This window comes from Kluyvera sp. Awk 3 (genome assembly GCF_028069715.1).
GTDB lineage: Bacteria > Pseudomonadota > Gammaproteobacteria > Enterobacterales > Enterobacteriaceae > Kluyvera > Kluyvera georgiana_A.
Genome location: NZ_JANEWH010000038.1, coordinates 15,221 through 37,603 on the forward strand (window position 1 = coordinate 15,221; position 22,383 = coordinate 37,603).

General features: G+C 54.2%; 21 protein-coding genes and 1 pseudogene. 11 read left to right on the forward strand and 11 right to left on the reverse strand.

Translation table 11 applies throughout. The annotated features are described in order from the left end of the window. Positions 1–3: 3 nt before the first annotated feature. On the reverse strand, positions 4–1,401 hold the full coding sequence (gene dnaA, locus NNN71_RS10245) for a chromosomal replication initiator protein DnaA (protein ID WP_163447642.1): 1,398 nt from the start codon (positions 1,399–1,401) through the stop codon (positions 4–6). A 777-nt stretch (positions 1,402–2,178) separates the two neighbouring features. Between dnaA and rpmH the strand changes: the two genes are divergently transcribed. From rpmH to NNN71_RS10295, 10 genes are all read left to right on the forward strand, one after another. Continuing rightward, positions 2,179–2,319: a 50S ribosomal protein L34 gene (gene rpmH / locus NNN71_RS10250; RefSeq protein ID WP_003849659.1), complete on the forward strand. Its 141-nt coding sequence runs from the start codon at positions 2,179–2,181 to the stop codon at positions 2,317–2,319. A gap of 17 nt (positions 2,320–2,336) precedes the next feature. Beyond that, the gene (rnpA, locus tag NNN71_RS10255) at positions 2,337–2,696 is read left to right on the forward strand and encodes a ribonuclease P protein component (RefSeq protein ID WP_064540669.1); all 360 of its coding nucleotides are present in this window, start codon (positions 2,337–2,339) and stop codon (positions 2,694–2,696) included. Further along, a complete protein-coding gene (yidD, locus tag NNN71_RS10260; RefSeq protein WP_074398703.1) occupies positions 2,660–2,917 on the forward strand; it encodes a membrane protein insertion efficiency factor YidD in 258 nt (85 codons plus the stop codon). The genes rnpA and yidD overlap by 37 nt, the downstream gene beginning before the upstream one ends. Positions 2,918–2,919: 2 nt before the next feature. Beyond that, positions 2,920–4,566 (forward strand): membrane protein insertase YidC, encoded by a 1,647-nt coding sequence (yidC, locus tag NNN71_RS10265; protein ID WP_167574688.1) that lies wholly within the window; start codon positions 2,920–2,922, stop codon positions 4,564–4,566. 78 nt (positions 4,567–4,644) lie between these two features. Next, complete coding sequence (gene mnmE, locus NNN71_RS10270; protein ID WP_223803617.1) at positions 4,645–6,009, forward strand: tRNA uridine-5-carboxymethylaminomethyl(34) synthesis GTPase MnmE; 1,365 nt, start codon at positions 4,645–4,647, stop codon at positions 6,007–6,009. Between the two features lie 96 nt (positions 6,010–6,105). Beyond that, the gene (locus NNN71_RS10275; protein WP_163447639.1) at positions 6,106–6,513 is read left to right on the forward strand and encodes a GNAT family N-acetyltransferase; all 408 of its coding nucleotides are present in this window, start codon (positions 6,106–6,108) and stop codon (positions 6,511–6,513) included. A 94-nt stretch (positions 6,514–6,607) separates the two neighbouring features. Next, the gene (locus NNN71_RS10280) at positions 6,608–7,789 is read left to right on the forward strand and encodes an MFS transporter (RefSeq protein ID WP_271458425.1); all 1,182 of its coding nucleotides are present in this window, start codon (positions 6,608–6,610) and stop codon (positions 7,787–7,789) included. Next, positions 7,758–8,717: an HTH-type transcriptional regulator YidZ gene (gene yidZ / locus NNN71_RS10285; protein WP_163447637.1), complete on the forward strand. Its 960-nt coding sequence runs from the start codon at positions 7,758–7,760 to the stop codon at positions 8,715–8,717. Before NNN71_RS10280 ends, yidZ begins: the two co-directional genes overlap by 32 nt. 157 nt (positions 8,718–8,874) lie before the next feature. Further along, entirely contained in the window at positions 8,875–9,624 is a 750-nt protein-coding gene (locus tag NNN71_RS10290) for a 4'-phosphopantetheinyl transferase family protein (protein WP_167574686.1), read from the forward strand. 39 nt (positions 9,625–9,663) lie between these two features. Next, positions 9,664–10,230: an NADPH-dependent FMN reductase gene (locus tag NNN71_RS10295; RefSeq protein WP_163447635.1), complete on the forward strand. Its 567-nt coding sequence runs from the start codon at positions 9,664–9,666 to the stop codon at positions 10,228–10,230. Between the two features lie 44 nt (positions 10,231–10,274). Here the strand turns inward: NNN71_RS10295 and adeP are convergent, their stop codons facing one another. After that, positions 10,275–11,612 (reverse strand): adenine permease AdeP, encoded by a 1,338-nt coding sequence (gene adeP / locus NNN71_RS10300; protein ID WP_163447634.1) that lies wholly within the window; start codon positions 11,610–11,612, stop codon positions 10,275–10,277. A gap of 169 nt (positions 11,613–11,781) precedes the next feature. On the opposite strand from adeP, the gene yieH reads away from it, so the two are divergent. Then, positions 11,782–12,447: a 6-phosphogluconate phosphatase gene (gene yieH, locus NNN71_RS10305; protein WP_223803614.1), complete on the forward strand. Its 666-nt coding sequence runs from the start codon at positions 11,782–11,784 to the stop codon at positions 12,445–12,447. A gap of 86 nt (positions 12,448–12,533) precedes the next feature. On the opposite strand, the gene NNN71_RS10310 is transcribed toward yieH, so the two are convergent. The 9 genes and pseudogenes from NNN71_RS10310 to lfpB form a co-directional block, all read right to left on the reverse strand. Then, positions 12,534–13,700 (reverse strand): esterase, encoded by a 1,167-nt coding sequence (locus NNN71_RS10310; RefSeq protein WP_167577222.1) that lies wholly within the window; start codon positions 13,698–13,700, stop codon positions 12,534–12,536. 184 nt (positions 13,701–13,884) lie between these two features. Further along, entirely contained in the window at positions 13,885–14,610 is a 726-nt protein-coding gene (phoU, locus tag NNN71_RS10315) for a phosphate signaling complex protein PhoU (protein ID WP_008500182.1), read from the reverse strand. A gap of 14 nt (positions 14,611–14,624) precedes the next feature. Continuing rightward, positions 14,625–15,398: a phosphate ABC transporter ATP-binding protein PstB gene (gene pstB, locus NNN71_RS10320; protein WP_035893601.1), complete on the reverse strand. Its 774-nt coding sequence runs from the start codon at positions 15,396–15,398 to the stop codon at positions 14,625–14,627. A gap of 51 nt (positions 15,399–15,449) precedes the next feature. Then, the gene (pstA, locus tag NNN71_RS10325; protein ID WP_106930134.1) at positions 15,450–16,340 is read right to left on the reverse strand and encodes a phosphate ABC transporter permease PstA; all 891 of its coding nucleotides are present in this window, start codon (positions 16,338–16,340) and stop codon (positions 15,450–15,452) included. Then, positions 16,340–17,299, reverse strand: a complete 960-nt coding sequence (gene pstC / locus NNN71_RS10330) for a phosphate ABC transporter permease PstC (RefSeq protein WP_064540617.1) — start codon at positions 17,297–17,299, stop codon at positions 16,340–16,342. Before pstC ends, pstA begins: the two co-directional genes overlap by 1 nt. A 73-nt stretch (positions 17,300–17,372) precedes the next feature. Continuing rightward, positions 17,373–18,413, reverse strand: coding sequence for a phosphate ABC transporter substrate-binding protein PstS (gene pstS, locus NNN71_RS10335; RefSeq protein ID WP_271458426.1), 1,041 nt, complete (start codon positions 18,411–18,413; stop codon positions 17,373–17,375). A 166-nt stretch (positions 18,414–18,579) separates the two neighbouring features. Continuing rightward, positions 18,580–19,653: a fimbrial protein gene (locus NNN71_RS10340; RefSeq protein ID WP_271458427.1), complete on the reverse strand. Its 1,074-nt coding sequence runs from the start codon at positions 19,651–19,653 to the stop codon at positions 18,580–18,582. After that, entirely contained in the window at positions 19,654–22,197 is a 2,544-nt protein-coding gene (locus NNN71_RS10345; protein WP_271458428.1) for a fimbria/pilus outer membrane usher protein, read from the reverse strand. Between the two features lie 21 nt (positions 22,198–22,218). Continuing rightward, positions 22,219–22,383 (reverse strand): annotated as a pseudogene (gene lfpB / locus NNN71_RS10350) (fimbrial chaperone protein); the annotation flags it as partial.

A 22,383-nucleotide genomic window follows, 5' to 3' on the forward strand; every position in this document is an offset into this window, starting at 1 on the left:
GGATCACGACGACAATGTTCTGATTAAATTGGAAAAGTCTTCTTTGATATCGTGGCTTTCTTCACGCAGCTGTTCAATCTTACGGCAGGCGTGCAGCACGGTGGTATGGTCACGGCCACCAAACGCATCGCCAATCTCCGGCAGACTGTGGTTGGTGAGTTCTTTCGCCAACGCCATCGCCATCTGGCGCGGACGCGCTACCGAACGAGAACGTCGTTTGGAGAGCAGGTCCGCCACTTTAATTTTGTAGTACTCCGCCACCGTCTTCTGAATATTGTCGATGGTGACCAGCTTTTCCTGCAATGCCAGCAGGTCGCGCAGCGCTTCGCGCACGAAATCGATAGTGATCGCCCGGCCAGTAAAGTTGGCGTTGGCGATAACGCGGTTCAGTGCCCCTTCCAGCTCACGCACGTTAGAGCGTAGACGCTTGGCAATGAAGAACGCCACCTCACCGGGCAGACGAATGTCGTTTTCGTCGGCTTTTTTCATCAGGATAGCGACGCGGGTCTCAAGCTCAGGCGGTTCGATCGCCACCGTCAGGCCCCAGCCAAAGCGGGACTTCAGACGATCTTCTACACCGTTGATCTCTTTCGGATAGCGATCCGACGTGAGGATGATCTGTTGATTACCTTCCAACAGGGCGTTGAAGGTATGGAAGAACTCTTCCTGCGAGCGCTCTTTGTTGGCGAAGAATTGAATGTCATCGATCAGCAGCGCGTCAACGGAGCGGTAGTAGCGTTTAAACTCTTCGATCGCATTGTTTTGCAGGGCTTTTACCATGTCCTGGACAAAACGCTCGGAGTGCATATACACCACTTTGGCGTTCGGTTTACGGGCGATAATGCCGTTGCCCACCGCGTGCAGCAGGTGCGTTTTACCCAAACCGGTACCGCCGTACAGGAACAGCGGGTTATAAGCGCCGCCAGGGTTATCCGCCACCTGGCGCGCCGCCGCGCGGGCGAGCTGGTTCGATTTACCTTCGACGAAGTTATCAAAGGTGTGTTTAACGTTGACGTTGGAGCGGTAAGAAGGCTCAGCGGGCGCCGGGACGTTATCCCAACCTGCGCGCGGTGCCGGGGCGACGCGCGGCGCGTGCACCTGGGCGGTTTGCGCCGGAGCGCTGACGTTGGCCGTCTCTCTTAACGTTTGGGTCACGGGCTTGGTGCCCACCTCAAAACGCAGCTGCGGGGCATCCGCACCGCAGAAATCATTCAACAGACCGTTGATGTTATTGAGGTATTTATCTCTTACCCAATCAAGTACAAAACGATTTGGCGCGTACAAAGCCAGCGTGTTATCGCTCAGTTCCGCCTGCAAAGGGCGGATCCACATGCTGAATTCTGTGGCTGGTAACTCATCCTGCAATCGGGCAAGACATTGCTGCCAAAGCGAAAGTGACACGGCGGACTCCACTCGAAAAAAGTCGATACACATCATCCTCCAGGCAAACCTGCAGGCTACCTCCTGACGATCCTGCCGTCAGCGAAACGCAATGCTGTCGGGGAATCATTCAGCCGCTGCGCAAATGCAGCCCGAACGATGCTGTGTATAAGATTAAAAATTCGTGATTTTTGGCACACGTCGAAAAGACCCGATGCAAGCGGGTGACGCGCGAACCGCTATCTGCGGTTTTCAACGGCCTCTCTCAGACACTGTGCTGAAAGAACGCGGTTATTTTCCCCTTTTACGATCCACCGATCGCGATCGGGCCGAGGATCATAGCGTAAACTGCGCCAGAGATCTTCTGTTTCTCACAGATTCTTCCCGATTTATCCACAGGGAGGATCCAGAAGCGCTAAGTGTAAACGATCCCGGCAGAGAGAAGGCACGATTTCCTTCGCATATTGGAAAAATTAATGACTAGCGACAAATTTCTGCTTAAATGATCTAACAAAGATCCAGGATGATCCTTGCGCTTTAATCGGCAGCCCGTATAATCCCCCACCCGGCGTGTACCGCTCGAATTTCGGTGAGGGACGCTGCCCATTTGCCGGGCAAAAAACAGCGGTCAAACGCGGTTTTTTACGCGGTAAATAAGGAAAGAGAATTGACTCCGGAGTGTACAATTATTACAATCCGGCCTCTTTAATCACCCATGGCTTCGGCATCCGTCGTTCGATTTTCGTTCGGATATCCAATAAAGCCATTGAATTTATTCAAGTTTAGGTAGAAATCGCCATGAAACGCACTTTTCAACCGTCTGTACTGAAGCGCAACCGTTCTCACGGCTTCCGTGCTCGTATGGCTACTAAAAATGGTCGTCAGGTTCTGGCACGTCGTCGTGCTAAAGGCCGTTCTCGTCTGACCGTTTCCAAGTAATAAAGCTAACCCCTCGAGTGGTTAAGCTAGCATTTCCCAGGGAGTTACGTTTGTTAACTCCCAATCATTTCACATTCGTCTTCCAGCAGCCACAACGGGCTGGCACGCCGCAAATCACCATCCTCGGCCGCCTGAATTCGCTGGGGCATCCCCGCATCGGTCTTACCGTCGCCAAGAAAAACGTTAAACGCGCACATGAACGCAATCGGATTAAACGTCTGACGCGTGAAAGTTTTCGTTTGCGTCAACATGAACTCCCGCCAATGGATTTCGTGGTGGTGGCGAAGAAGGGGGTTGCCGACCTCGATAACCGTGCTCTCTCGGAAGCGTTGGAAAAGTTATGGCGCCGTCATTGTCGCCTGTATCCCGGCTCCTGATAGGCCTGATTCGGGTCTATCAGCGCCTGATTAGTCCGCTACTCGGGCCGCATTGCCGTTTCACGCCAACCTGTTCTCAATACGGAATTGAGGCATTGCGCAGGTTTGGAGTGATAAAAGGCAGTTGGTTGACAGTGAAACGCGTATTAAAATGCCACCCTTTACACCCTGGTGGTGACGACCCCGTCCCGCCTGGACCATTTGATACCAGAGAACACTAACGATGGATTCGCAACGCAATCTTCTTATCATCGCTTTGTTGTTCGTGTCTTTCATGATCTGGCAAGCCTGGGAGCAGGATAACAATCCTCAGACCCAGCAGCAGACCACGCAGACTACGACCACAGCAGCGGGTAGCGCCGCCGACCAGGGCGTACCGGCCAGTGGCCAAGGAAAACTGATTACGGTTAAAACTGATGTGCTTGAACTGACTATCAACACTCGCGGTGGTGATATTGAGCAAGCGCTGCTTCCGGCATACCCGAAAGCACTGAAGTCTAACGAACCGTTCCAGTTACTGGAAACCACGCCACAGTTCGTCTATCAGGCACAGAGCGGCTTAACCGGTCGTGACGGCCCGGACAACCCGGCTAACGGCCCGCGTCCGCTGTATAACGTCGATAAAGATGCGTTTGTACTGGCCGATGGTCAGAACGAAATCGTCATTCCGCTGACCTACACCGATAAAGCCGGTAACGTCTTCACCAAAACCTTCACCCTGAAACGCGGTGATTATGCGGTGAACGTGGGTTACGACGTGAAGAACGCCAGCGACAAACCGCTGGAAGTGTCTACCTTCGGTCAGCTGAAGCAGACTGCGGCCCTGCCTACTGCGCGTGATACGCAGACCGGCGGCCTGTCTACCATGCACACGTTCCGTGGCGCAGCGTATTCAACGTCTGACTCCAAGTACGAAAAATACAAATTCGATACCATCATCGATAACGAGAACCTGAACACCAACACTAAAAACGGTTGGGTTGCCATGCTGCAGCAGTACTTCACGACTGCATGGGTTCCAGAAAACAACGGTACGAATAACTTCTACACTGCCAACCTTGGTAACGGTGTAGTGGCTATCGGCTACAAATCTCAGCCGGTTCTGGTTCAACCAGGCCAGGCAGATAAGCTGAACAGCACCCTGTGGGTTGGCCCGGCAATTCAGGACAAAATGGCTGCCGTTGCGCCGCACCTTGACCTGACCGTTGACTACGGCTGGCTGTGGTTCATCTCTCAGCCGCTGTTCAAACTGCTGAAATGGATCCATAGCTTCCTGGGCAACTGGGGCTTCTCCATCATCGTTATCACCTTTATCGTTCGTGGCATCATGTACCCGCTGACCAAAGCGCAGTACACCTCCATGGCGAAGATGCGTATGCTGCAGCCTAAGATTCAGGCCATGCGTGAGCGTCTGGGCGATGACAAACAGCGTCAAAGCCAGGAAATGATGGCTCTGTATAAAGCTGAGAAGGTTAACCCGCTGGGTGGCTGCTTCCCGCTGATTATCCAGATGCCAATCTTCCTTGCGCTGTACTACATGCTGAGCGCCTCGGTTGAACTGCGTCATGCGCCGTTTATCCTGTGGATCCACGACCTGTCTGCACAAGACCCGTACTACATCCTGCCGATCATCATGGGCGCGACGATGTTCTTCATTCAGAAGATGTCTCCGACCACCGTGACCGACCCGATGCAGCAGAAGATCATGACCTTTATGCCGGTCATCTTCACGGTGTTCTTCCTGTGGTTCCCGTCTGGCCTGGTGGTTTACTATATCGTCAGCAACCTGGTCACCATTATTCAGCAGCAGCTGATCTACCGTGGTCTGGAAAAACGTGGCCTGCATAGCCGCGAGAAGAAAAAATCCTGATTCGGTGTTAAGCACAAGCTAAAATGGAAGGCGGTCGAATGACCGCCTTTTTTATTTGCATCACAGTTGAGAAAAACCATGAGCCAAAACGACACTATCGTCGCCCAGGCCACCCCACCGGGACGCGGTGGGGTGGGCATTCTGCGTATCTCCGGCCTGAAGGCGCGCGATGTGGCGCAGGCGGTGCTGGGCAAGCTGCCAAAGCCGCGCTATGCCGACTACCTGCCGTTTAAAGACGTCGACGGCAGCGCGCTGGATCAGGGCATTGCGCTGTGGTTCCCCGGCCCGAACTCCTTTACCGGTGAAGACGTGCTGGAGCTACAGGGCCACGGCGGCCCGGTGATCCTCGACCTGCTGCTGAAACGCATTCTGACGCTGCCGGGCGTGCGTATCGCCAACCCGGGAGAGTTCTCCGAGCGTGCGTTCCTCAACGATAAGCTCGACCTGGCGCAAGCTGAGGCGATTGCCGACCTGATTGACGCCAGCTCCGAGCAGGCGGCCCGCTCCGCGCTAAACTCGCTACAAGGTGCCTTCTCGGCACGTGTTAATCACCTTGTGGAAGCACTTACTCACCTGCGCATCTATGTGGAAGCGGCTATCGACTTCCCGGACGAAGAGATCGACTTCCTTTCCGACGGGAAAATCGAAGCACAGCTGAACGATGTGATTGCCGACCTCGACGCGGTGCGCGCCGAAGCGCGTCAGGGCAGTCTGCTGCGTGAAGGGATGAAGGTCGTGATTGCCGGTCGCCCGAACGCCGGGAAATCGAGCCTGCTGAACGCCCTGGCGGGCCGTGAAGCCGCGATTGTGACCGACATTGCCGGCACCACCCGCGACGTCCTGCGCGAGCACATCCACATCGACGGCATGCCGCTGCATATCATCGACACCGCGGGTCTGCGCGACGCTAACGATGAAGTGGAGCGTATCGGTATTGAGCGCGCGTGGCAGGAAATTGAGCAGGCCGACCGCGTGCTGTTTATGGTTGATGGCACCACCACCAGCGCCACCGACCCGGCGGAGATCTGGCCGGACTTTATCGCCCGTCTGCCGAAAAATCTGCCGATTACCGTAGTGCGTAACAAAGCGGATATTACCGGCGAGACGCTGGGTCTGAGCGAAGTGAATGACTACTCACTTGTGCGCCTCTCCGCGCGCACTGGCGAAGGCGTCGACGTACTGCGTAACCATCTCAAACAGAGTATGGGCTTCGAAAACAACATGGAAGGCGGCTTCCTGGCACGTCGTCGCCACCTGCAGGCGCTCTCCGACGCCGCTGAGCACCTTCAGCAGGGCAAGGCGCAGCTGTTAGGCGCGTGGGCCGGTGAGCTGCTGGCAGAAGAGCTGAGGCTGTCTCAGCAGTGCCTGAGCGAGATCACCGGGGAATTTACCTCCGACGATCTGCTGGGGCGGATTTTCTCCAGCTTCTGTATCGGCAAGTAAGCAATCAAACCCGAATTCGCGCCAGTGAATTCGGGTTTTTACTTTCCGTCTTCCAACTGCTAAAACCAGATAACCCCTCATTAAAAGGTTATCGAGATGGTCGCTGAATATACCTTAATCCCCACCGTTCCCTCCGCTGAGGACTTTTGCCGCCTGCGTAAAATTTCCGGCCTGTCCCCCCGCCCGCTGGATGCCGCAAAGGCCGGTCTGCCGCGCAGCTGCTACGGCGTGCATATCCTCTGGCAAGGTACGCCTGTCGGCATGGGTCGCATCGTTGGCGACGGCGCGCTGAACTTTGATATCGTAGACATCGCGGTGGACCCTGATCATCAGGGAAAAGGCCTGGGTCGGCAGATCATGGAAGCGCTCATCGCCTGGCTGGACGCTAACGCTTTTAAAGGCGCTTATGTGACTCTGGTGGCGGATGTTCCGGAGCTGTACGCCAAATTTGGCTTTGAATCTGTCCGTCCGGAAAGCGAAGGGATGGCGAGAGTCTGGAAGTAGATTTCCTTTCAGGCAATCACTGTTGTCCAAATGGCAACTCGTCGCCTCGCGCGACACCCCGTATGCTTAGCGCCACACTTTTTGTGAGGCCGCCATGACACGCTTTCTTCTTTGTAGTTTTGCCTTAGTTTTACTTTATCCCGCCGGTATCGATATGTACCTGGTCGGGTTGCCCCGCATTGCGGCTGATTTGCAGGCCAGCGAGGCGCAGCTGCATATCGCGTTTTCGGTCTATCTGGCGGGGATGGCGACCGCGATGCTGTTTGCCGGCAAGGTGGCCGACCAGTCCGGACGTAAACCCGTCGCCATTGTCGGTGCGCTGATTTACATCGCGGCTTCCGGCCTCTGCGCGTTAGCGGAGAGCGGCACGCCATTTCTGGTTGGTCGTTTTATTCAGGGTATCGGCGCAGGCTGCTGCTACGTGGTCGCATTCGCTATTCTGCGCGATACGCTCGACGATCGTCGCCGGGCCAAGGTGCTATCGCTGTTGAACGGCATTACCTGCATCGTGCCGGTACTGGCGCCAGTGATGGGGCATCTGATTATGCTCAAATATCCGTGGCAGAGCCTGTTCTACACCATGATTGGCATGGGCGTGGGCGTGTGTCTGCTGTCCGTGTTTATTCTGCGTGAGTCGCGCCCGAATGCGCTGGCTGCTTCTTCAAAATCCAACGATGGCGCCGAGTCGCTGGTAAACCGCTTTTTCCTCAGTCGTCTGGCGATAACCACCCTCAGCGTGTCGGTTATTCTGACCTTCGTGAATACTTCGCCGGTGCTGCTGATGGAAGTGATGGGCTTCGACCGCGGCGAATACGCGACGACCATGGCAATGACCGCAGGTATCAGCATGGCGGTCTCGTTCTCTACGCCGTTCGCTCTGAGCCTGTTTAAACCCCGCACCCTGATGCTCACCTCACAAGCGCTATTCATGGCTGCAGGCATTGTATTAATCCTTGCCACGACGCACGCATTCACCCTCTTTGGGCTGACCTTGATCTGTGCGGGCTTCTCGGTGGGATTCGGCGTGGCGATGAGCCAGGCGTTGGGTCCGTTCTCGCTGCGTGCAGGCGTCGCCAGCTCTGCGCTGGGTATTGCGCAGGTTTGCGGTTCGTCGCTGTGGATTTGGCTGGCGGCTATCCTCGGTATTGATGCGCTGAATATGCTGATCGGGATTCTGATTGGCTGTAGCATAGTGAGCATCATGCTGATTATCTCAGTTGCCCCTAACCGGTCCGCGCCTGCTCATGAAGAAATCGCTCACCAGTCTCGATCTTAATCTACTGCTCTGCCTGCAGCTCCTGATGCAGGAGCGCAGCGTCACCAAAACCGCCAAACGGATGAACGTCACGCCGTCGGCGGTGAGCAAGTCGCTGGCAAAGCTGAGGGCCTGGTTCGACGATCCGTTATTTGTGAACACCCCGCTAGGGCTGACGCCAACACCGCTGATGTTCAGCATGGAGCAGAGCCTGGCGGAGTGGATGCAGATGGGCAATCAGCTGCTCGATAAGCCGCATCATGAAACGCCGCGCGGGTTGAAATTCGATCTGGTGGCCGAGTCGCCGCTGATCATGATCATGTTCAACGCACTCTCCAGACAGATCTATCAACGTTATCCCCAGGCAACGATCAAAGTCCGTAGCTGGGACTATGATTCCCTGGATGCCATCATTCGCGGCGAAGTGGATATTGGCTTCACCGGCCGCGAAAGCCATCCACGATCCCGCGAACTGTTGAGTCTACTGCCGCTGTCGATCGACTACGAGGTGCTGTTTACCGATTTGCCGTGGGTGTGGTTGCGCGAGGATCATCCCGCACTACAGGAAGAGTGGAATCTGGAGACGTTTCTACGCTATCCGCACATCAGCATCTGCTGGGAACAGAGTGATACCTGGGCGCTGGATGATGTGCTCCAGGAAATGGGCCGTGAGCGCAATATCGCCCTAAGCCTGCCGGGGTTCGAACAGTCGCTGTTTATGGCCGCTCAGCCGGATCACACCATGCTGGCCACCGCGCCACGCTACTGCCAGTATTATAATCAGCTCCACCAGCTACCTCTGGTGGCCCGCCCTCTGCCTTTCGATGCTGCGCAACGGGACAAACTGCAGGTGCCGTTTACCCTACTCTGGCATAAACGAAATAGTCACAACCCGAAAATAATTTGGCTGCGCGAAACGCTTAAAGCCTTATATCTCGCTGTTTCCTGATGGATTATTCGTAAAAATAGTCCATTTCAGTTAGGGGAAAGTGTAAAAGTCTCGTAATACCCCTTTTCAATCGCATTTTTAGGCAGTAAAACCTGATCATCAGTGTCGTAAATGATACTCTCCTCATCACCACAGTCCATTAATCACGGAGCGAAAAATGGCGACGCACTTTGCAAGAGGGATCCTTAAGGACGGGCATCTACTATCGGTACGGTTGTCCTCCACCAGTCATAACATCGCACGCCAGCTGCCGGCACACCGCCGTACGCGCTATCTGGCTTCGCGCGCGCTGCTGGCCGAGCTGCTGTTTATGCTTTACGGCATCAGTGAATTACCGGAAATCGTTACGCCTGAAGACGGCAAACCGTATTTCAAAGATAGCCATCTACCTGATTTTTCCATCGCCTATGCGGGTAACATCGTCGGCGTCGCGCTGACCACCGAAGGGCACTGCGGTCTCGATATGGAGCTACTGCGCGTGCTGCGCAACACCCCGCAGGCCACCATCATGGAAAACTACCGTTTTACCAGTAATGAAAATCTGTGGATCAACAACCAGAATGATCCGCATGAAGCGCGTGCCCAGCTGATTACGCTGCGCCAGAGCGTGCTCAAAATGTCCGGCGACGTGCACCACGATTCCCCGCAAATGCTCCAGCTACTGCCGGGTTCCGGTCGCCTGCGTTCAGCCAATACTGACCATCTCGAAGCAATCTGCGATGCGGAAGACGTGCTGGTGTGGTCGCTATGCGCCTCGCCGGCGATTGAAAAGCTGAAAGTGTGGGAGTTCGACGGTAAATACGGCTGGCGCAGCCTGCCCGACGCGCAGACGCGAGCCAACGAACCGGCGGCGAGGTTGATGAGATTCACCAGCCTACCGGCAGAGAAAGCGCTTATACTCAACTGATTCGGCTGGAAAACAGCCTCATGATGCAAAGGAGTAGTCATGTCAGAAACGTTGAAAGTAGTTACGTTATTGGGAAGCCTGCGCAAAGGTTCATTCAACGGCATGGTGGCACGCACCCTGCCTAAGATCGCCCCGGCGGGTATGAGCGTTTCCGCGCTGCCGTCAATTGGCGATATTCCACTGTACGATGCCGATCTCCAGCAAGAAGAAGGCTTCCCGCAGAGCGTTGAAGCGCTGGCTGAGCAGATCCGCCAGGCCGATGGCGTGGTCATCGTCACCCCTGAATATAACTATTCCGTCCCGGGCGGGTTAAAGAACGCCATCGACTGGCTGTCGCGTCTGCCGGACCAGCCGCTGTCAGGTAAACCGGTGCTGATTCAGACCAGCTCAATGGGCGCTATCGGCGGCGCGCGCTGCCAGTATCACCTGCGTCAGATTCTGGTGTTCCTCGATGCGATGGTGATGAACAAGCCGGAGTTTATGGGCGGCGTGATTCAGAACAAAGTCGACCCGCAGCTGGGCGAAGTGATTGAGCAGGGAACGTTAGATCATTTGACCGGTCAGCTGACCGCATTTGGCGAGTATATTCAGCGCGTTAAAGCGTAAGTTCGTTAAAAACCCTCACCCCGATGGGGCGAGGGTTCATTTCATCAGTGTGCGTCAATAAACACAATCTTCAGCACAAACAGCAGTGCGACAACAATCACGCACGGGCTGAGGTCGCGGAAACGACCGGTACCGATTTTCATCACGCAGTAAGAGATAAAGCCCAGCGCGATACCTTCGGTAATGGAGAAGCTGAACGGCATCATTACGGCGGTAATAAACGCCGGAACGGCTTCGGTCAGGTCATCCCACTTCACGCGTGACAGGCTGGAGGTCATCAGCACCCCAACGTAGATCAGCGCGCCCGCGGCTGCGTAGCCCGGCACCATACCCGCCAGCGGCGACAGGAAAATCACCAACAGGAACAGAATGCCCACGACAACCGCCGTCAGGCCGGTACGGCCGCCTACGGAAACGCCGGAGGAAGATTCGATGTATGCCGTCACGGAAGAGGTACCGATAAAGGAACCGGCTACCGAGGAGACGCTATCGACAAACAGCGCCTGCTTCATGCGCGGGAATTTACCTTTCGCATCCGCCAGGCCTGCTTTATCGGTCACGCCGATCAGGGTACCGGAGGAGTCGAACAGGTTCACCAGCATGAAGGAGAAGATAACGCCCGCCAGACCGAGGTTAAACGACCCGGCCAGATCGACGTGGCCCACGACGGTAGTAATGCTCGGCGGCGCGGAGACAATACCGTTGTAATGCACATCGCCCAGCATCCAGCCCAGCAGAGTGGTCACGATGATAGAGACCAGCACCGCCGCGTGAATATTGCGCGAAGCCAGAATGGCGATAATAAAGAAGCCCAGCACACCCAGCAGCACGCTGTGTGAAGTCAGGTTACCAATGGAAACCAGCGTGTCCTGGTTTGCGACAATCACGCCCGCATTTTTCAGGCCCATCATGCCGATGAACAGACCAATACCGCTGGTGATACCGACGCGCAGGCTCACGGGGATATTGGCAATCATCCAGTAACGAACACGGAAAATGGTCAACAGCAACAGGCCGACAGCGCCCCAGAAAATGGCGCCCATGCCCACTTGCCACGGCAGCCCCATAGCCTGCACAACCACGAACGCGAAGAAGGCGTTCAGACCCATCGCTGGCGCCAGCGCCACCGGCAGGTTAGCAAATACGCCCATCAGGATACTGCCCAGCGCCGCAATCAGACAGGTGGTCACGAACACCGCGCTGGTGTCCATTCCGGCCACGCCAAGAATTTGCGGGTTTACAAAAACGATGTAGACCATCGTCAGGAAGGTGGTGAAACCGGCGATCACTTCGGTGCGTGCCGTCGTGCCGTGCTCGCGCAGTTTAAACACGCGCTCCAGTATCCCCTGGCCGGAAGCCGGGGTGGTGTGTTGTTGACTCATTATCAATTTCCGCAGACAAGGAAGGAAAATTCGTCGCTATCCTATACCAAAATGCGACAATAGGCGCGGTTGTGAGATGTTTTTTTTCATTGATTTTGCTTATACGGCAACGATTGCGTCTCTCAATTCAGCATTACGTAAACGTTAAACTTGTTAAAAAGGAAATGACATGTCCGGAGTTGAAGCGGTTTTTTTCGACTGTGACGGTACGCTGGTCGACAGCGAAGTAATCTGTTCACGGGCCTACGTCCACATGTTCAAAACATTTGGCATCACGCTCGATCTGGAAGAGATTTTTAAACGTTTCAAGGGCGTAAAGCTCTACGAGATTATTGACATTATCAACGCCGAGCACGGGGTGAACCTTGCCCGGGCGGATTTAGAACCGGTTTATCGCGCCGAGGTCGCACGCCTTTTCGACTCGGAGCTGGAGGTGATTGCCGGGGCTAACGCATTGGTCGATTCCGTTGCGATTCCGATGTGCATCGTGTCGAACGGCCCGGTCAGCAAAATGCAGCATTCGCTGGGCAAACTGGGCATGTTGCATTATTTCGAAAACAAACTGTTTAGCGGTTACGACATCCAGCGCTGGAAGCCGGACCCGGCGCTGATGCACCACGCGGCAAAAGCGATGAACGTAAACGTGGAGAACTGCATTCTGGTGGATGACTCCAGCGCAGGCGCGCAGTCAGGCATTGATGCGGGGATGGAAGTGTTCTATTTCTGCGCCGATCCGCACAATAAGCCGATTGACCACCCGAAGGTGACGACGTTTACCGATCTGGCGGAGCTGCCGGGACTGTGGAAGGCGCGCGGGTGGGATATTACGCGATAAGATAGCGCAACGCGCATGGATAGGCCGGATAGCGGCGCTTTGCGCCTTATCCGGCATTTCCGTTCAACGCCTCATCCGGCTACCTGTCACTTAAACAGTTTCTGCACAAACGTGGCGTAAGCCGGACGCCACACATCCATTTCATGGTTCAACCCCGGATAGACCGTGTAATCGAATTTAATACCTTTCTGCTCAAGCTCTTTCTTAAGACCCGCAATATCCGCCCCGGTGACGCTATCTTTCTCGCCCACCACAACGGTGAAATTACGCAGTTGTTTATTGATGGCCTGCGGATGATTGAACTGCGCCTCAACGCCAGCGTTCGGTACCGTTGTGGTTGTCACGCCGCTGAAGGTGGCCAGCCAGCCAAAACTGTCGAGATGATTCATTCCGGAGACCAGCGCCTGATATCCGCCTTGCGATAGCCCTGCCAACGCGCGGCCATCGGCATCCTTGCGGACATTAAAGCGCTCGCCGATCAGCGGAATAATATCGTGCATTAGCTCGTTGTCCGCCGCCTTCGCATTCAGCGGATAGAATGATTTCCTTCGCTCCTGCGGCGGGAAATTCTCGGCAACCGCTTCTGGTACGTCAGTTTCGGTATCCGGCACAACCACCAGCATAGGTTTGATTTTTCCCTCTGCCAGCAGGTTATCCATCATCTGCGGAATTCGCCCCTGGTCAATCGCCGACAGCCCGGTATCACCGAAGCCATGGTAGAAATAGAGTACCGGTAACGGCTCGCCGCTGCCGGTATATCCCGGCGGTGTCCAGACATAAACGCGGCGTTCGGCACTGAGCGCCGTCGAGTGATAGGTTAGCGTTCGCACATCACCATGCGCGACCGCACGATCGTCCAGAATGCTCCCCGGCACCAGAATCAGGCTGGTATTCACCTGTCGCTGCGGTTTTGGGTAACGACTGCCGGTATCAATCGAACGGAAACCATCGACATCAAAATAATACTCATACAGATTGGGCTTCAGGACATCGCTTCGCCACGTCCAGATCCCCTGCTCATCTTTGGTCATATCATGCGAGACAAAGCTGTCTGGCGTGGAGCCCGTTACAACGGACACCCGTTTTGCCGTTGGCGCGAACAGGCGGTAGGTGATGCTTTTGTCGGCATTAACCTGTGTGATGTATTGGCTGACGGGAATCGCCTGGCTCGGCGTAGCGGGTAACGGCGCGGCCACTGCAGATAAAGAGGCGCATCCCAGCACGCTGGAGATGAGAAAAGCTGCACAACTCAGTTGTCGTTTCACGTTATTTCCTTATCCATGTTTGAAGCAGAACGTTCAGGGTAACCGGGATAGGGAAACGCGCGGTGTGATATTCCGCCAGTTTTACGGGCAATAGCGCTAAGAGCTAAAGCCAGAAAGCAAAAACCTGCCGCTTCAGCGAAGACGACAGGTTTTGTGGCGCAGAATTCAGCGATTACTCTTTCGGATCTTTGCCCGCCAGCAGCTTATCCAGCTCATCGCCGCCCACGTGACGGAAATCCTGCCCCTTCACGAAGTAGAAGATGTATTCGCAGATATTCTGGCAGCGGTCGCCGATACGCTCGATAGAGCGCGCGCAGAACAGCGCGGTCAGCACGCTTGGAATGGTGCGCGAGTCTTCCATCATGTAGGTCATCAGCTGACGCACGATGCCTTCATATTCCTGGTCAACTTTCTTGTCTTCACGGTAAATACGCACCGCTTCGTCGAGATCCATGCGCGCGAACGCATCCAACACGTCGTGCAGCATCTGCACGGTGTGGCGGCCCAGCGACTCCAGGCTGACCAGCAGCGGCTGGTGCTGCTGGGAGAATTTCTCCAGCGCAGTGCGGCAAATTTTATCCGCCACGTCGCCAATACGTTCCAGCTCGGCGATGGTTTTAATAATCGCCATCACCAGGCGCAGGTCGCTGGCGGTTGGCTGACGCTTGGCGATGATGCGCACGCAGGCTTCGTCGATCGCCACTTCCATCATGTTGACGTTCTTATCGCCTTCAATGACGCGCTTCGCCAGCTCGCTATCCTGGTTGTGCATCGCGGTAATGGCATCAGAAAGCTGCTGCTCAACCATGCCGCCCATGGTCATCACCTGGGTACGAATGCTCTCCAGTTCTGCGTTGAACTGGCCGGAAATATGTTTATTAAGGTTCAGATTGTCCACAACGCGCTCCTGAATCAACCGTAACGACCGGTGATGTAATCTTCTGTTTGTTTCTTCGCGGGCTTGGTGAACAGATCGTCCGTGTTGCTGAACTCAATCAACTCGCCCAGGTACATAAACGCCGTGTGGTCGGAACAACGTGCAGCCTGCTGCATGTTGTGGGTCACGATAACGACGGTGTAATCCTCTTTCAGCTCGGTGATCAGCTCTTCGATACGCCCGGTGGAGATCGGGTCAAGGGCTGAACACGGCTCATCCAGCAGCAAAACTTCCGGGCGAATCGCGATACCGCGCGCGATGCACAGACGCTGCTGCTGACCACCAGAGAGAGAGTACCCGCTCTGGTGCAGTTTATCTTTGGTTTCATTCCATAATGCGGCCTTGGTCAAGGCCCACTGCACGCGTTCATCCATGTCGGTACGCGACAGTTTTTCAAACAGACGCACGCCAAAAGCAATGTTGTCGTAGATAGACATCGGGAACGGCGTCGGCTTCTGGAACACCATCCCAACCTTGGCGCGCAGCAGCGCGATATCCTGGGTGTTGGTGAGAATATTGTCGCCATCCAGCAGGATTTCGCCTTCCGCCCGCTGCTCCGGGTACAGCTCAAACATCTTGTTGAAGGTACGCAGCAGCGTTGATTTACCACAGCCCGACGGGCCGATAAACGCCGTCACCTGGTTTTTGGCGATATCCAGGTTGATGTTCTTCAGGGCATGGAATTTGCCGTAGTAGAAGTTCAGGTCACGAACTGAAATTTTACCCGGAGTTGTGTTAACCATACTCATCTCAATCTCTTCCTCATCCAGCGCCGCCGTCGTTGGCCGCGCCGTAAAAAATTAACCGTGTTTCTTCTTCGCGAAAATAACGCGCGCCAGAATGTTCAGCAGCAATACGCACAGCGTGATAATCAGCACCCCGGCCCAGGCCAGTTGCTGCCACTCCGCAAACGGGCTCATCGCAAATTTAAAGATGGTCACCGGCAGGTTGGCGATAGGCTGCATCATGTCGGTGCTCCAGAACTGGTTCGAGAGCGCGGTGAACAGCAGCGGCGCCGTTTCGCCGGCGATACGCGCAATAGCCAGCAGGATACCGGTCATAATTCCGGAGATAGAGGCTTTCAGCGTAATCGCGGAGATCATCTTCCACTTCGGCGTACCCAGCGCATAAGCGGCTTCGCGCAGGCTATCCGGCACCAGCTTGAGCATGTTTTCAGTGGTACGAATAACGATCGGTACCTGCAGCAGCGCCAGCGCAATCACGCCTGCCCAACCGGAGAAGTGCTGCATTTGCGCCACGACGATGGTGTAGACGAACAGGCCCACGACGATCGACGGTGCGGAAAGCAGAATGTCGTTAATAAAGCGAATGACTTCGGCGAGCCAGGATTTACGGCCATACTCGGCCAGGTAAATACCCGCCATAATGCCCAGCGGCGTACCAAACACGGTCGCCCACAAAATCAGCAGGCCGCTGCCCGCCAGGGCATTCGCCAGACCGCCGCCTGCGGTATTTGGCGGTGGCGTCATTTCGGTAAACAGCGCCAGGGACATCCCGTCGATACCACGAGTGATGGTCGCCATCAGGATCCACACCAGCCAGAACAGGCCGAAGATCATGGTCGCCATCGACAGCGTCAGCGCGATACGGTTCTTCATGCGGCGTCTGGCCTGCATTTTGCGACGGGACTCAGCCAGCGCAGCGGTGTTTTGCATTTCCAGCGTTGCCATTAGCGTGCCCCCTCATTCTTCGCCAGACGCATAATCATGAACTTCGATGCCGCCAGCACGATAAAGGTAATCGCAAACAGGATCAGACCCAGTTCCATCAGCGCAGAGACATGCAGGCCGGATTCCGCTTCGGCGAATTCATTCGCCAACGCGGAGGTAATGCTGTTACCCGGCATATACAGAGACGCGCTGTCGAGCTGGTAGGTGTTGCCGATGATAAAGGTGACCGCCATGGTTTCACCCAGCGCGCGGCCCAGGCCGAGCATCACGCCGCCGATCACGCCATTTTTGGTGAACGGCAAGACGATACGCCAGATAACTTCCCAGGTGGTGCAGCCAATGCCGTAGGCCGACTCTTTCATCATCACCGGGGTTTGTTCGAACACATCACGCATTACGGCGGAGATATAGGGGATGATCATGATGGCGAGGATAACCCCAGCCGCCAGGATACCGATACCAAAGGCCGGGCCGGAGAACAGCGCGCCGACAAACGGGATGTTAGAAAGGATATTGCCGACCGGCTCCTGGAAGTAGGTCGCGAACAGCGGCGCGAAGATAAACAGACCCCACATGCCGTAAACGATACTGGGAATGGCCGCCAGCAGTTCAATCGCGATACCTAATGGGCGTTTAAGCCAGTTTGGCGCCAGTTCGGTCAGGAAGAGAGCGATGCCGAAACTCACCGGAACGGCGATCAGCAGGGCGATAACGGAGGTCACGAGCGTACCGTAAATCGGTACCAGCGCGCCGTAAATGTCGTTAGGCGCATCCCACTCTTTGGTCCACAGGAAGGCGAAGCCGAACTTCTCCATACTGGGCCACGAGGAGATAACGAGAGAGACGATAATCCCGCCCAACATCAATAGCACAATCAGCGCAGCCAGTCTTACCAGCGCGCTGAATATCATGTCACCCTTTTTACCCGGTGGGTTAAAAGCAGGCTTAGTTGCAGCCATAAATCACTCTTTCCAGTTTAAAATCCGCCACGACGTTTACACGTTGCCCGGCGTTCCCGCCGGGCGACCGTAATCAGTACAGCGCTTTACCGCTGCTGTCTTTTACGTTGGTCTTCCATGCAGCACGCACCTGCTCAACCACGCTTTCCGGCAGAGAAGCATAATCAAGCTCGTTCGCCTGCTTGCCGCCGTTTTTGTATGCCCAGTCAAAGAACTTCAGCACTTCAGCACCCTGCTCAGGTTTCTTCTGCTCTTTGTGCACCAGGATAAAGGTGGTGGAGGTAATCGGCCACGCGTTGTCACCCTTCTGGTTAGTCAGGTCCTGCGCGAAAGATTTGCTCCAGTCAACGCCCTTAGCGGCGTTAGCGAAGTTATCTTCGGTCGGGCTAACCGGTTTGCCGTCGGCAGAAACCAGTTTGGTGTAAGCCAGGTTGTTCTGCTTGGCGTAAGCGTATTCAACGTAGCCGATAGAGCCAGGCAGACGCTGTACGAACGCCGCGATACCGTCATTCCCTTTACCGCCCAGGCCGGTCGGCCAGTTTACGGTAGAGCCTGCGCCAATTTTCGATTTCCACTCTTCGTTCACTTTAGACAGGTAGCTGGTGAACACGAAGGAAGTACCGGAACCATCAGCACGACGCACAACGGCGATGTTCTGAGAAGGTAGCTTAACGCCTGGGTTCAGTTTGGTGATGGCTTCGTCATCCCACTTCTTGATTTTACCCAGGTAGATGTCGCCCAGCGTTTTACCGTCAAGCACCAGCTCGCCGGATTTCAGGCCAGGGATGTTAACGGCCAGCACCACACCGCCGATGACAGTCGGGAACTGGAACAGGCCTTCCTGAGCCAGTTTTTCGTCAGACAGCGGTGCATCGGATGCGCCGAAATCGACGGTGTTAGCGGTAATTTGTTTTACGCCACCGGAGGAGCCGATACCCTGGTAATTGACTTTATTACCGGTTTCTTTGTTGTAGGTATCCGCCCATTTGGCATACACCGGCGCAGGGAAAGTTGCACCCGCGCCTGTCAGGCTTGCCGCTGCAAATGCAGAGAAAGCGCTCATCGATAAGGTCGCGGCGACAACAGTTGCGACAGTGGTACGCATAACTTTCATAATGTCTCCTGCAAGAATCCGTAAATGATTGTTTAGTGGCTACGATGAGCAAAATAGGACAATCAGGTGACAGTTATATGTAAGGTTTATGACAGTTTGATGACACAGAAAAATCAGATGTAACAGAAGTGAAATTTGAGCGGCCGCGAAGGCGGCCGTGAGGGGTTTAGTTCTTGATTTCCATAGTAATCGTAGCGTTTGCGCTAAATGTACCTGGCTGCGGGCGGGTTCCCGTCGCACTGGCAGGCGCGGCGAAAAAATTAAACTCGCCATTCTCCACGCCCAGACGAGAGCGGGTTCCCATGTCGGTTTCCATCCGCCCACCGTTCACATCCACTTCTTTATTATATTCATCGTAAACTTTGATACCGACATCGGCATTCGTCGTCTCAATGACGGTTGGCAACGATCCCACCTGTGTGGCATGTAATGAAACTTCCACATCCTGCCCGGAAGACATCCCCGTACAGGAGACAGAAACCGATATCGGTACTTTCCGATCCGTCAACGCCGCCCCTGGCGTAGAGGAAAATGCGGAGGCAGGGATTTTACTAAAATCAACTTCAATCACCTGGCCACCATTAATGGTACATTCCTGGGGCGCAGTAATATCACCAGCAATATACACATCCGCCAGGGGTTGTGACTCGTCAATGGCTACAGTGGAACTTACGGTACCGTACAAACGGGCAATCAGCGTTTGTGGAATAGTGATCGTACCGATGAAAGGTTCTTTGATGTAAAAATAGATCGTTGCTTTGGTGCCACTATCAAAGGTTATGCCGCCGGCTAATGTATTGCATTTATAATCTTCCGGTGGAGAGTTCGGTTGATCGGTAAAGGGAGCATTAACAAATCCACGCCCATAAATTTCAATAGATAACCCTACATCAAGATATTCATCAAGGTTGTAATAGCTCACACCAGACCGCTTTGCGGTAGCCGTTAATGCCGAACTCATCTGTGCTGTATAATAAAGATTACTCAGTGAGCCTGTTGTTCCGGTTCGGCATTCACACTTACCCGGATATCTGTCCGAGTTAGAGGTTTCATAGTTAACTGTTGTTCCCGCCCTATTTTGTATTGCTGTTATCGTTTTACCATAAAATGGCAGCACACTGTGGTGAGCGCCATTGGTGGCAGTGCACATCCCACTGTTAGCAGCCCATGCCGGTATAGAAGCGATGACTCCGGCGCTCAACAATCCCAGGAACATTACTTTTTTCATCATTAATTCCATTTAATGGCACTCCACACCAAGCTGCATTAACTCGGCATTCTGTGGCTTATTGTTCAATGAATATTTAGCGGTACATTTTTCTGCGACATTATTTCCCCAGGTCAGCGTAAACGCCCCCGACTCCGGCATCCCCGACAAATAGAGTTCGCCATTATCGCCAACGATGCCGGTCACCGTTCCCGAATCGAGCTCCGCCGACGCCATTGCGCCAAATGGCGCAGGCTTGCCATTTGCCTGAGTCACATTAAACAGCACACGATAACCAACATGCGTCACAAACGCCGCTTTCACTACCGCGCCGCGCGTTGGGACCAGGTTCACCACGGTGTTATCCAGCTCAATATTGGCTTTGGCAAAATAATTACTGTCAATCGCCACACGGTTTTCATCGTAAGGGTTGAGCTGCGTTTTCACCGTATACCCACGCCAGTCGGTAGAGACCCCGGTCGCATTTTCAACCGATAGCCCATCTGCACCCGGCGCTTCCACCAGCGCGACCGTTTCCCCCAACTCCTGAGAGAAGGTTACGCCGTCGCCATGAACCAAAATACCGCCACGCGCGCCATAATTCAGGCGCTGCGAATCACGGCTCCAGGCGTAGCCGCCGTTTACCGAACCATAAGTACCGTCATATCCCATACTGGCATTACCACTGTAGGTATCTTCCGGCGTACTCATCCATGATTCCTGTACGTTATAAGAAAGGTTGTTCCCTTCCAGTAACGTACCGCCGACACCAGCCTGCATCGTGCTGTCGTTATGGTTGTTCTGCGTCATCGAGTAGTTGACGTAGCTATTTTCCATCCAGCCGGAGAGCGGAATAGACACTGATAACATGAAGACCTGTTCATGATTGTTGTCGTCGTTGTTATCATCATCGTCATAATGGTCATTGCCATAATAACGGTTGATGGAATCGGTGTAGTTCCACGACACATTCCAGGATATCTGTCGCCAGTTATTGCTGTAACCCAGTTGAACCAGGCGTTCAACTTCATCGGTCTGCCAGTATTCCTGGCGACTGACCGTCAGATAAATATTCCCCCAGCCGCGACCAAACGACTGCGTCCAGGTCCCTTCCACACGGCTTCGTCGGTTACCGGTCACCCAGAAATCAGAACTATTATCCTGCCGAGACGCCCACTCATCGAGGGTGTAGTAGCCTTCCGTTGAATAGCGGTACCCCACCAGACGGAAATTCGTGTCGGTATCATCAAAACGTTTGGAATACAGGAAACGGTATGACTGGCCGCTTTCATCATCGCCATCATCAAAGTGCGAGCGCGCATGAGTCATATCAACGGATACGGCGCCAAACGATCCCATATCTTTACCCATGCCGAACGCTGCGGAGGCATAGTCATTCGCTATCTGCGTCCCACCATAGAGTGTGAGGCCCCACGGCAAACCACGCAGCACCTGCGCCTGAATAACATTGGGAGTAAATCCGCTTTCATCGCGCATTTCCCCCACGCTGATATCAAAGTCAGTCTGACCTTCACGTTTGAGAACCGCCAGTGATGCATATGGCTGGGTAAAGTGCTGCTCGCTACCATCCTCTTCTTTGATGGTCACATCGAGGTCGCCGCCACCGCTGGTGGTATTCAGATCGGTGATTTCGAAAGCGCCTTGCGGCACTGCCGATTGATAAATGACATATTTATTCTGTCGGATAATCACGGTGGCATTACTTTTCGCCACCCCGCGCACCACTGGCGCAAAACCATTCTGACTCGACGGTAACATATCGTCATCGGTGTATAACCTGACACCACGGATCTGGGTGCCGTCAAACACATCACTCGCTGTCCAGGTGTCGCCGACCATAATCTGGCTGCGCAGCGCGGCAATATCCCGCTGGACGTAACTACTAATTGAATGGTATTCCGTATTGCTGCCCGTCGCGCTCAGCGTGCTGTAGTTACGCAACCGCCAGGCGCCCAGGTTAATTCCGTTACGCAAGTTCAGATAATAAGTATCATCCTCTTCGGAGTCGTAATTCGACTCCATGGTATGCGTGCCGGAAAAATCATAGTTGACCATCATCGCGTTAATGCCCTCATCCCAACGGGAGGGGCTGATGTAGTCATACGCCGCAGTATTCAAATAAATCTGTGGAATGGAAATATTTAGCGCTAACTTATTGGCATCAAATGACCAGATAGCACCATCAATTAATGGAACAGGATTTACACAAGCTTTATTATCGACAGTCTGCAATGATTTTACTGCATCAACTTTGACACCATACGAGGATAAAGCATCCTTAATAGCGACAAAACAGGGATGTAGTTCAGCATCTGGTTTATCCTGCACAAATTTGACATCCCGGCGCTCAAACAGCTTCCCGTTAACGATAATATCGACCTTATAATCGCCAGGCGGGAGCGTATTCGAACGGTTGAACTGACGAATATCAACATCGACCGGATGATCGATTTCTAAAAGCTTTGGATTAAACAGACTGTCTCTGGCAAAAGCATGGGTAGCAACTCCCAGACAGGCGCTCGAAACCAGCGCGAGACAAAGACGCGAACGCATCATCGAGATATCCTTATCGGGAGGTTAAAGTGCTTGTTTTACTGGTTCGCTAATCGCGCCATAATCATTAATAAAGCGCCAGACTACAGAATGACCGGAAACGCCTGCAGGTAAATCCAGCGTCAGTGTTTCAAAAGGGCGAATCATATTAAGAGGAATGTTTTTACCATCAATAACAACGTCCATAAT

Bases quoted from the DNA above. Each gene is read 5' to 3' on its own strand.
- yidZ (WP_163447637.1), top strand. From the start codon at position 7,758: ATGAAGAAATCGCTCACCAGTCTCGATCTTAATCTACTGCTCTGCCTG.
- mnmE (WP_223803617.1), top strand. From the start codon at position 4,645: ATGAGCCAAAACGACACTATCGTCGCCCAGGCCACCCCACCGGGACGC.
- NNN71_RS10340 (WP_271458427.1), bottom strand. From the start codon at position 19,653: ATGGAATTAATGATGAAAAAAGTAATGTTCCTGGGATTGTTGAGCGCC.
- NNN71_RS10275 (WP_163447639.1), top strand. From the start codon at position 6,106: ATGGTCGCTGAATATACCTTAATCCCCACCGTTCCCTCCGCTGAGGAC.
- yieH (WP_223803614.1), top strand. From the start codon at position 11,782: ATGTCCGGAGTTGAAGCGGTTTTTTTCGACTGTGACGGTACGCTGGTC.
- NNN71_RS10345 (WP_271458428.1), bottom strand. From the start codon at position 22,197: ATGATGCGTTCGCGTCTTTGTCTCGCGCTGGTTTCGAGCGCCTGTCTG.
- pstB (WP_035893601.1), bottom strand. From the start codon at position 15,398: ATGAGTATGGTTAACACAACTCCGGGTAAAATTTCAGTTCGTGACCTG.
- yidD (WP_074398703.1), top strand. From the start codon at position 2,660: ATGGCGCCGTCATTGTCGCCTGTATCCCGGCTCCTGATAGGCCTGATT.
- rpmH (WP_003849659.1), top strand. From the start codon at position 2,179: ATGAAACGCACTTTTCAACCGTCTGTACTGAAGCGCAACCGTTCTCAC.
- pstC (WP_064540617.1), bottom strand. From the start codon at position 17,299: ATGGCTGCAACTAAGCCTGCTTTTAACCCACCGGGTAAAAAGGGTGAC.
- yidC (WP_167574688.1), top strand. From the start codon at position 2,920: ATGGATTCGCAACGCAATCTTCTTATCATCGCTTTGTTGTTCGTGTCT.
- pstA (WP_106930134.1), bottom strand. From the start codon at position 16,340: ATGGCAACGCTGGAAATGCAAAACACCGCTGCGCTGGCTGAGTCCCGT.
- NNN71_RS10280 (WP_271458425.1), top strand. From the start codon at position 6,608: ATGACACGCTTTCTTCTTTGTAGTTTTGCCTTAGTTTTACTTTATCCC.
- NNN71_RS10295 (WP_163447635.1), top strand. From the start codon at position 9,664: ATGTCAGAAACGTTGAAAGTAGTTACGTTATTGGGAAGCCTGCGCAAA.
- pstS (WP_271458426.1), bottom strand. From the start codon at position 18,413: ATGAAAGTTATGCGTACCACTGTCGCAACTGTTGTCGCCGCGACCTTA.
- adeP (WP_163447634.1), bottom strand. From the start codon at position 11,612: ATGAGTCAACAACACACCACCCCGGCTTCCGGCCAGGGGATACTGGAG.
- NNN71_RS10290 (WP_167574686.1), top strand. From the start codon at position 8,875: ATGGCGACGCACTTTGCAAGAGGGATCCTTAAGGACGGGCATCTACTA.